8 protein-coding genes are annotated in these 9,455 nt (G+C 61.2%); 3 read left to right on the top strand and 5 right to left on the bottom strand.

Features of this window, described 5'->3' with window-relative positions:
• Positions 1–234: 234 nt before the first annotated feature.
• On the top strand, positions 235–1,419 hold the full coding sequence (locus NV64_RS16840; RefSeq protein ID WP_056238060.1) for a sugar transporter: 1,185 nt from the start codon (positions 235–237) through the stop codon (positions 1,417–1,419).
• 480 nt (positions 1,420–1,899) lie between these two features.
• Here NV64_RS16840 and rhaM read toward each other — a convergent pair whose 3' ends face one another.
• The 4 genes from rhaM to rhaB are packed head-to-tail and all read right to left on the bottom strand — an operon-like array spanning position 1,900 to position 5,786.
• The gene (gene rhaM / locus NV64_RS16835) at positions 1,900–2,214 is read right to left on the bottom strand and encodes an L-rhamnose mutarotase (RefSeq protein ID WP_056238062.1); all 315 of its coding nucleotides are present in this window, start codon (positions 2,212–2,214) and stop codon (positions 1,900–1,902) included.
• Complete coding sequence (rhaD, locus tag NV64_RS16830) at positions 2,204–3,046, bottom strand: rhamnulose-1-phosphate aldolase (RefSeq protein WP_056238063.1); 843 nt, start codon at positions 3,044–3,046, stop codon at positions 2,204–2,206. The genes rhaM and rhaD overlap by 11 nt, the downstream gene beginning before the upstream one ends.
• Positions 3,047–3,060: 14 nt before the next feature.
• The gene (locus NV64_RS16825) at positions 3,061–4,317 is read right to left on the bottom strand and encodes an L-rhamnose isomerase (RefSeq protein ID WP_056238066.1); all 1,257 of its coding nucleotides are present in this window, start codon (positions 4,315–4,317) and stop codon (positions 3,061–3,063) included.
• On the bottom strand, positions 4,314–5,786 hold the full coding sequence (gene rhaB, locus NV64_RS16820) for a rhamnulokinase (RefSeq protein ID WP_101506371.1): 1,473 nt from the start codon (positions 5,784–5,786) through the stop codon (positions 4,314–4,316). The genes NV64_RS16825 and rhaB overlap by 4 nt, the downstream gene beginning before the upstream one ends.
• Before the next feature lie 297 nt (positions 5,787–6,083).
• Between rhaB and rhaS the strand changes: the two genes are divergently transcribed.
• Both rhaS and rhaR read left to right on the top strand, forming a co-directional pair.
• Positions 6,084–6,905 (top strand): HTH-type transcriptional activator RhaS, encoded by an 822-nt coding sequence (gene rhaS / locus NV64_RS16815; protein ID WP_056238071.1) that lies wholly within the window; start codon positions 6,084–6,086, stop codon positions 6,903–6,905.
• 11 nt (positions 6,906–6,916) lie between these two features.
• Positions 6,917–7,768, top strand: coding sequence for an HTH-type transcriptional activator RhaR (gene rhaR / locus NV64_RS16810; protein WP_056238075.1), 852 nt, complete (start codon positions 6,917–6,919; stop codon positions 7,766–7,768).
• A 329-nt stretch (positions 7,769–8,097) separates the two neighbouring features.
• On the opposite strand, the gene rhaT is transcribed toward rhaR, so the two are convergent.
• Entirely contained in the window at positions 8,098–9,132 is a 1,035-nt protein-coding gene (rhaT, locus tag NV64_RS16805) for an L-rhamnose/proton symporter RhaT (protein ID WP_056238076.1), read from the bottom strand.
• Between the last annotated feature and the right edge of the window lie 323 nt (positions 9,133–9,455).

Below are 9,455 nucleotides of genomic sequence, written 5' to 3'. Positions count from 1 at the left end.
TCGCCATCGCCATCGCCATCGCCATCGCCATCGCCATCGCCATCGCCATCGCCATCGCAGGTCAAAATAGCACCGCTATCGAATATTTATTCTTTTATTTGACGTTTTGATGCTGCTTTACAAAATTATTAAATTTTCGATGTCATCTGCCTGCTAAATAAAAGACAATACCCCCACATTTGCTGTGCACCCTTTATGACAGTTAACACTTTCTCAACACATCGCTAACTTCAAATGCCATCATCAACTGTTTCCCGGAAAGTCGCCTGGCTGCGCGTGGTCATGCTCGCTATTGCTGCGTTTATATTTAACACCACCGAATTTGTGCCGGTCGGCCTGCTCTCGGATATCGGCGCCAGCTTCGCCATGCCCACCGCCCAGGTCGGCCTGATGCTCACCATCTACGCCTGGATCGTCGCGCTAATGTCGCTGCCGATGATGCTGCTGACGCGTAACGTTGAGCGCCGCCTGCTGTTAATCATCATCTTCGTGCTGTTTATCGCCAGCCACGTACTGTCGTCAATGGCCTGGGACTTCACCACGCTGGTTGTCTCGCGCATCGGCATCGCCTTTTCCCACGCCATCTTCTGGTCGATCACCGCCTCGCTGGCGATCCGCGTCGCCCCGCCCGGCAAGAAAACCCAGGCGCTGAGCATGCTGGCCACCGGCACCGCGCTGGCGATGGTCCTCGGCCTGCCGATTGGCCGCATGATCGGCCAGCTGCTCGGCTGGCGCATAACCTTTGCAGCGATTGGCGTAGTGGCCCTGATAACCCTGGTACTGCTGGTAAAACTGCTGCCGCGCCTGCCCAGCGAACACACCGGTTCACTGAAGAGCGTACCGATGCTGTTCCGCCGCCCGGCGCTGGTTGCCCTCTATATTCTGATTGCCGTCACCGTCACCGCACATTATACCGCTTACAGCTATATCGAACCCTTTATGCAAAACGTCGCGGCAATCAGCGGCGGCTTCACCACCTTCCTGCTGTTAATTTTCGGCGCGGCCGGCATCGTCGGCAGCATATTGTTCAGCCTGTACGGCAATAAATATCCCGCTACCTTCCTGTCAGGCGCGATCGCCCTTATTACCGGCAGCATGTTCCTGCTCTGGCTGGCCGCCTCCAGCACCCTCTCCATCTCCCTGCTGTGCATTATCTGGGGCATGGCGATGATGATCATTGGCCTCGCCGTCCAGGTGCGCGTCCTGGCGCTGGCCCCCGACGCCACCGACGTCGCCATGTCGCTGCTCTCCGGCATCTACAACATCGGCATCGGCGGCGGCGCGCTGCTCGGCAACCAGGTCAGCCTGCATCTGAACATGGCCAGCATCGGCTACGTCGGCGGCGCCATCGGCCTCTGCTCCCTGCTCTGGTGCACCATCAGCCTCAAACGCTACCCCCAACTCCGCATCAACGGATAAAGGGCCAGCTCGATCAAACAGGCAACGAGCTCTAAAGATCACCAGACAAAGAGAATGCCCATCATCAGGGAGGGCAGTGGGATGAGCCCGGAGCGGGGTAACCCGCGCAGGGTCGCCCGCTGACAGGCCCGACTGTCTCGATCACACAGGCAACGAGCCCTTAATCCCCCCAGCCACCACCGCCGCCCACCATCAGGGAGGGCAGCGGGATGAGCCCGGAGCAGGGTAACCCGCGCAGGGTCGCCCGCTGACAGGCCCGACTGTCTCGATCACACAGGCAACGCGCCCTTAATCCCCCCAGCCACCACCGCCGCCCACCATCAGGGAGGGCAGTGGGATGAGCCCGGAGCGGGGTAACCCGCGCAGGGTCGCCCGCTGACAGGCCCGACTGTCTCGATCACACAGGCAACGCGCCCTTACCCCCTAGCCCCACAAATGCAAAAGGAGCCACAAAGGCTCCTTTAAATAAAAGTGACACCGTCACTCAAGATAAAACACCGACTTCAGCTCCGCACTCACCGGACTGTTATCCGCATTCGACGGCATCAACTCACGCATCGACCGCCACCAGCGCTGACACACCTCGGTCTGCGCCACCGCTGCCCAACGCTCTTCTGACTCAATCTCCACCACCGCAAACAACAAATCCCGCTCTGCATCCAGAAAAATACTGTAATGATGCGCCCCGTGATCCTTCAACACCTGCGCCAGCTCCGGCCAGATCGGATCGTGCCGCTGCTGATACTCCTGATGCTTATCAGCATGCACCTGCATCACAAAGGCTTTACGCAACATGCGGATGCGTCGCTTCCAGCGCCGCGCGCCAGGGTTTCACGCCAAAACGTTCGCCCAGCGCCACCAGCTCTTCCGTAGTGATGCTCTGCTTCATCCCGCCCATCGACAGCACCTTCACCACCACCTCCGACGACTTCTCAGCGGTATCGATCAGGCCAAAAGTCTCATCCAGCGTCGGCCCCGCGCCAAAAATACCGTGGAACGGCCACATCACCAGCGTATGCGACTTCATATTCTCGGCCGTCTGGGTACCGATACCGTCGGTGCCCGGCACCATCCACGGCACAATACCGACGCCGTCCGGGAACACCACCAGACACTCGGTGCTGCCTTCCCACAGCAGGCGGGTAAAGCTGGCCGGATTCAGATCCACCACGTAGCTCAGCGCCATAAAGTTGGTGGCATGGCAGTGCATAATCACCCGATCGGCACCGTTGGTCACCACCTTGCGCACGCTGTGCGACTGGAAGTGCGACGCCAGCTCGGAGGTCGGCACGCCGCCGTTGCTCAGCCCCCAGTAAATGGTAAAGGCGCGGCCGTCGCTGCTGACGCGCAGCAGCACCAGACAGTCGGCCGGATCTAACTGCACGTTGCGGAAAAACTTGCCGGAACCGGTCACCAGGAACCAGCAGTCGGCCAGCTCGGGCGCGGGCTGGCTCAGCTCCAGGGTGCGCGGCTCGGGATAAAAATCGGCGGCGAACGGCTGCACTTCCTCGTCCAGCAGGCGCAGCGACACGTTACCACCGTTACGCTCATCCCAGCCCTTCAGCCACATATCGGTGGTCGCTTTCACCATGCCCTGCACAAACCAGGATTTAAGAATCTGTTGCATTTTACTTCCTTAACTTAACGTTGGCTGAGAATCTGTTGTTCATACTGACGGACGTCGCCTAACCAGCTGGCACCGGCCGGCACGTCGTGACGCAGGCACCAGGCCTCCCACACCGCCTGCCACGGCAGCGACTTCTGCTCCTCCAGCAGCGCCAGCCGCGCGGTATAGTCGCCGCCGTTTTCCAGCGCCCTGAGCTGGTCGACCGGCTCCAGCAGCGCGCGCAGCAGCGCCTTCTTCGCGTTGCGGGTGCCGATTACCCATGCGGCGATGCGGTTAATTGACGCGTCGAAGAAGTCCAGCCCGATATGTACCTTATCGAACAGCTTCTGCCGCACAATCTCGCTGGCGATGGCCTGGGTCTCATCATCCAGCAGCACCACGTGATCGCTGTCCCAGCGCACCGGGCGGCTGACGTGCAGCAGCAGGCGCGGCACGTAAAGCATGGCGGTGGAGATCTTGTCGGAGATCACCTCGGTCGGGTGGAAGTGGCCGGCGTCCAGCGTCAGCGCGATCTGGCGGCTGGCGGCGTAGCCGAGGCAGAACTCGTTGGAACCGACGGTGTAACTCTCCGCGCCGATGCCGAACAGCTTGCTCTCCACCGCGTCGATATGCAGCGATTCGTCCAGCTTCTCGCTGATGATCTCATCCAGCGACTCCAGCAGCCGCTGACGCGGTGCCAGGCGATCGACGGTCAGATCCTTCATGCCGTCCGGCACCCAGATGTTCATCACCGACGGTGTGCCCAGCTGCTCGCCAAAGTACGCCGAAATTTTACGACTGGCCTTACAGTGGTCGATCCAGAACTGGCGGATCTCCGCGTTGCCGTGCGCGAGGGTAAAGCCGTCGGCGCTCAGCGCGTGTGAGAAACAGGTCGGGTTAAAGTCCAGCCCCAGCCGGTGCTGCTGCGCCCAGCTGACCCAGCCGGCAAAGTGCTCAGGCTTGATCTCGTGACGATCCACCGTCTGTTCGGTGTCCAGGTAGATGGCGTGCAGGTTAAGCCGCTTCGGCCCGGGGATCAGCTTCATCGCCTGCTCCAGATCGGCGCGCAGTTCGTCGACGCTGCGCGCGCGGCCCGGGTAGTTACCGGTGGCCTGAATGCCGCCGGTCAGTGCGCCCTGCGGGTTTTCGAAGCCGCGCACGTCGTCGCCCTGCCAGCAGTGCATCGATACCGGCAGCCGGTCGAGCTGGGTCATTGCCGCTTCCACATCCACGCCGATATCGGCGAAACGCTGTTTTGCCAGCGCGAAGGCCTGGTCAATTGCCTGGGTCATACACAAAGCTCCTTAGCTGATGGCGTCAGTGACTCAAATCGCGCCAGATGGGGGCGATACGCATCACTGCCGTGAGGTTCAAAACGAATAAGAGGAAAATGCTGGCGCAGCTGCTGGCGGAAGGCGCTGACGTCGGCGACCTGCCCCGCGGCGATCAGCTGACAGCCGATATTGCCGAGGGTCGAGGCCTCCACCGGCCCGGCCAGCACCGGGATGCCGCAGGCATCGGCGCACAGCTGGTTCAGCAGCGGGTTCTGGCAGCCGCCGCCGACGATATGCAGCTGGCTGAACCGCCCGCCGCGCAGCGTCTCCAGCTGCCGCAGCACCTGGCGGTAACAGAGCGCCAGGCTGTCAAAAATGCAGCGCGCCAGCTCGGCGGCGGTGGCGGGCACCGGCTGGCCCAGTTCGGCACAGGCGTCCTGAATTTCGCGCACCATATTGGCCGGGTTGATAAAGCGACGGTCGTTGGGATTAACCAGCCAGCGGCAGAGCGGCTGGCGTTCGGCGTCGGCGATCAGCGGAGCGAGCTCGCTGATTTCCAGCTCGCTGCACACCCGCTGCAGCAGCCACAGCCCCATAATGTTTTTCAGCACGCGGAAGCGTCCTTCCGCGCCGCCTTCGTTGGTGATATTGGCCTGCAGCGCCGCGCCGTCGGTAAACGGCTGGCGGCTTTCAAAGCCCATCAGCGACCAGGTGCCCGAGCTGAGATAAGCGGCGTCCGCATCGCTCAGCGGCGTGGCCAGCACCGCGCTGGCGGTGTCGTGGGTGGCTACTGCCACCAGCGGGATCGCGTGGCCACGCGGGCTGGTCCAGGCACCGATACGGCGGCCGGGGGCCGAAGGCGTGCCAAACCACGCCGGGTTCGCGCCGCACCAGCGCAGCAGTTCGCTGTCCCATTCGCCGCTGTGGATATTCAGCAGCTGGGTAGTGGTGGCGTTGGTGTACTCCCAGTTGAGCTCACCGCTCAGCCGGTAGTGCAGATAGTCGGGGATCAGCAGCGCATGTGCCACCTGCGGCAGGTCGGCCGCGTTATCACGGCACAGCGCGCGCAGCTGGTAGAGGGTGTTAAACGGCAGGAACTGGATGCCGGTGCGCTGATAGATGGTTTCGCTGCCCAGCTCGCGGCAGGCCTGGGCCATCAGGCCGTGGGTGCGGTCGTCGCGGTAGGCGACCGGCAGGCCAACCCGCTGGCCGTCGGCGTCCAGCAGCACGTAGTCCACCGCCCAGGTATCGATGCCGATACTCTCGGGCACGATGCCTTCGGCGTCGAGGCTGACCAGTGCGGCGACGATAAAGGCTTCCAGCGCGTCGAGATCCCAGCACTGGCGGCCGTCAACGTTGACCAGCTTATTGGTACAGCGGCTGATTTCCCGCAGGCTGACCGCGCCGCCCTGCGCGGCGTGGCTGGCCAGCATCACGCGGCCGCTGGAGGCGCCTAAATCGATAGCGACAAAATGACGAGTGCTCATAGTTACGTTCCCGATCAATCAATGTGACCAGTGTAAAAGAGCCGCGTTTTGCCACCTTCTTGCCACTGCCAGTCCGATCTGCTCACTGGCAAAACGGCAAAGATGAACGTGAACAGGCTCACACTTTTACCGCAGAGGGCCGGAAAATGCTTCTGTGACGCCCGCCTCATTTTCGCAACGCCGACGGCGGTTTCTTTAATAACTGACGGCGATCGCCGCTTCTGCTGTCGTAAATTCAAGGTGCCCGCGTCGGGCGCTGGGTAGACTCTGTGAACTGTTTGTTAAGGAGGGGCGATCATGACCGTATTGCACAGCGTTGACTTTTTTCCGGCCGGTCACTGTCCGGTGGCGATTGAACCGCGGGCCCCGCAGGGCAGCTTCCCCGAGCACTATCACGATGACTTCCATGAGATTGTGATCGTTGAACAGGGTTCGGGGATCCACGTGTTTAACGGCCAGTCGCAGCCGCTGTGCGGCGGCTGCGTCTGCTTTGTGCGCAATCACGATCGCCATCTGTATGAGCAGACCGACAACCTGTGCCTGACCAACGTGCTGTACCGCGGGCCGGAGGCGTTCCATTTCCTCTCCGGGCTGCAGCAGCTGTTGCCGGCCGAGCAGAACGGCCACTATCCGTCGCACTGGCGCATCAGCAGCAAGGTGCTGGCCCAGGCGCATCAGCTGACCGCGCAGATGGCCAGCCCGCTTGAAGAGGGTTTTGCCGCGCAGGCCACGCGTGAGATGCAGTTTATGCAGCTGCTGCTGCTGTTGCGTCAGGGAAGCAGCAGCGCGCAGGCGGACGATCACGAGGGGCGTTTGCGCGCGCTGCTGGACTGGCTGGCCGACCACTACAGCGAGGAGATCGACTGGGAGGCGCTGGCCGATCGTTTTGCGCTGTCGCTGCGTACCCTGCACCGGCAGTTGAAGCAGCAGACCGGCAGTACGCCGCAGCGTTATCTGAACCGTCTGCGCCTGCTGGAGGCGCGCCATCTGTTGCGCCACAGCGATATGCGCATTACCGATATCGCTTTTCAGTGTGGATTTGGTGACAGCAATCACTTTTCAACGCTGTTTAAGCGTGAGTTTGGCAGCGCACCGCGTACACTGCGTCAACATGACTGATGAGGTGACCCGTGACTGCTCCCCTGCGGCTGTTAAAAGCTGACTATCTGCCCTCTGAGCTGCTGCCGGTAGCGGTGGCCGAGCGCACCCCGCAGCCCTCTTTCCCTCCGCACGTCCATGAATTCAACGAGCTGGTGCTGGTCTGGCGCGGCAACGGTCTGCACGTGATGAACGATCGGCCGTGGCTGGTGACCTGCGGTGATATTTTTTATCTGCACGCCGATGATTGTCACAGTTTTGACGCAGTGCACGATCTGGTGCTGGACAATATTATCTACTGCCCGGAGCGTTTCCAGCTGGCGCTGGACTGGCAACAGCTGTTGCCGCCGCGTGACGCCGGGGCGTGGCGGTTGACGCTGCGTGGGATGGCGCTGGCGCGCGGGGTGGTGAAGCAGCTGGAGCAGGAGAGCCGCAAGACCGATCCGCTGTCGCGGCAGTTGAGCGAGGCGCTGTTTTTGCAGCTGGCGCTGATTTTGCAGCGGCACCGTTACGCGGCCGATTGTCCGTATCAGTTGCCGGAGGGGGAGCAGCTGGATTTGCTGATGGCGGCGATTCAGGGGCAGATGGCGCAGCCGTTCGATCTGGCGCGGTTTTGTCAGCATCACCAGCTGTCGGAGCGCGGGCTGAAGCAGCTGTTTCGTCAGCAGACCGGGATGACGATTGGTCATTATGTGCGGCAACTGCAGTTGTGTCAGGCGAAGTATTTGCTGCGCGCCAGCGATTGTCTGATTGGTGAGGTGGCAGCGCGCTGTGGTTTTGATGACAGTAACTATTTTTCGGTGGTGTTTACCCGTGAGACGGGGATGACGCCGAGCGCATGGCGACAGCAGTTTTTACGGGGGGTGGTTGCGCTTTCTGTTTGATCGAGAATAAAAGCGCGTTGTCTGGTTGATCGAGACTATCGGGCCTGTCAGTGGGCGACCCTTCGCGGGTTACCCCTCTACGGGCTCATCCCACTGCCCTCCCTGATAATCTGACTCTTTGTTGTCTGCTGGTTTTTTTAAGGGCTCGTTGTTTTTGGGATCGAGAGTACAAGCTCGTTGTCTGGTTGATCGAGACTGGCGGGCCTGTCAGCGGGCGACCCTTCGCGGGTTACCCCGCTACGGGCTCATCCCACTGCCCTCCCTGATAATCTGACTCTTTGTGGTCTGCGGGTTTTATGACTGGCGGCGGTGTGCCGCCAGCCGGGGGATCAGGAGACCATGCCGAGGCCAACGATGTTGGCGGCGAGGATGATGACGAAGCAGCCGACGGTGAGGACGCGGACCGGGCTGCGGCCAACGTTGTTCCACTCTTTGAGCACCAGGCCGACCAGGCCGCCGCAGAGGACGTAGAAGCTCATGTGCAGCATCCAGCTGACGAAGTCATACTGCGCAGGGATGCGGGCGTGGCCCCAGGCGTAGAAGAAGAACTGCAGGTACCACATGGTGCCGCCAAGCAGTGAGAGCAGTACGTTGGCGATCAGGATGGATTTGGCAACCGAGAAGTCGGCTTTGACCGACAGGTTGGCTTTGGTGGCCAGGCGGATAAAGCAGAAGCCGAGGTTGATCAGTGCGCCACCGCCCATGATCACCACGTAGCTTGGCAGCGCGACGTAGAGCGGGTCGATACCGGCGGCGGCGGCGGCTTCGTGCATCGGTTTGGCGGCGTCCATGGCGAAGGACATGCCGGCGGAGAAGATGCCGCAGAGTACCGCGAGGATCAGCCCCTTTTTGAGGTTAAACTCTTCGGCGGTGATGCCCATCGCCCGCTCTTTGAGCAGCCCGGCACGGGAGACGATCGCCACGCCGATCAGCGCCACCAGCACGCCCACCAGCGTCAGTCGGCCGCCGGACGAGCTGAACAGTTCGACAAAACGCCCCTGCAGCAGCGGCGTCATCAGCGTGCCGACCACCAGCGTGATGCCGATAGCGATGCCGATGCCCATCGACATGCCGAGGTAGCGCATGGTCAGGCCATAGTTGATGTTACCGATGCCCCACATCGCGCCGAACAGAAACACCGGCAGCAGTTGCGACAGCGAGAACGAGCTGTAGTAGCCCCAGAAGTTGGGCAGCAGGATGGCGCTGACCGCCCACGGCAGGATCAGCCATGACATCACTCCACCGACCGACCACATGGTTTCCCATGACCAGTTACGTACCTTCTTGAATGGCGCATAGAAGCAGGCGGCGCTGGCCGCCCCCACCAGGTGCCACAGAATGCCAGAGATAATCGCTTCACTCATTGGTTGTTTTCCTTCGTTGTTGTTTGCCCTGTTGACGAAGGAGTCTACGGAGAAGCCCCTCCGGGCAACCTTTGGCTGGCTGCCCCGGATTGTACGGAAATGGCAAAATTCAGCGGCTTCTGCCGACCGCTGTCACAAATCCACCGAAATCACCGTTTTGCTACTGAAAAAGTCCGTTTTTAGCTAAGTCGCTCATATTCAGGATTTGCTGTCGGTTTTGCCAGCCCGGTCATGGCGTTCTTGTCAATTTTGCCAGCGGGCTCTCATTGCTGGCAGTCAGCTCAAGGAAGTGCCCGCCGGAATGCGTCAGTTTCTTACCCGTG

Origin of the sequence: Erwinia sp. B116 (genome assembly GCF_002865965.1) — a bacterium.
Taxonomy (GTDB): Bacteria; Pseudomonadota; Gammaproteobacteria; order Enterobacterales; family Enterobacteriaceae; genus Erwinia.
This window is presented reverse-complemented; position numbering and strand designations above follow the sequence as displayed.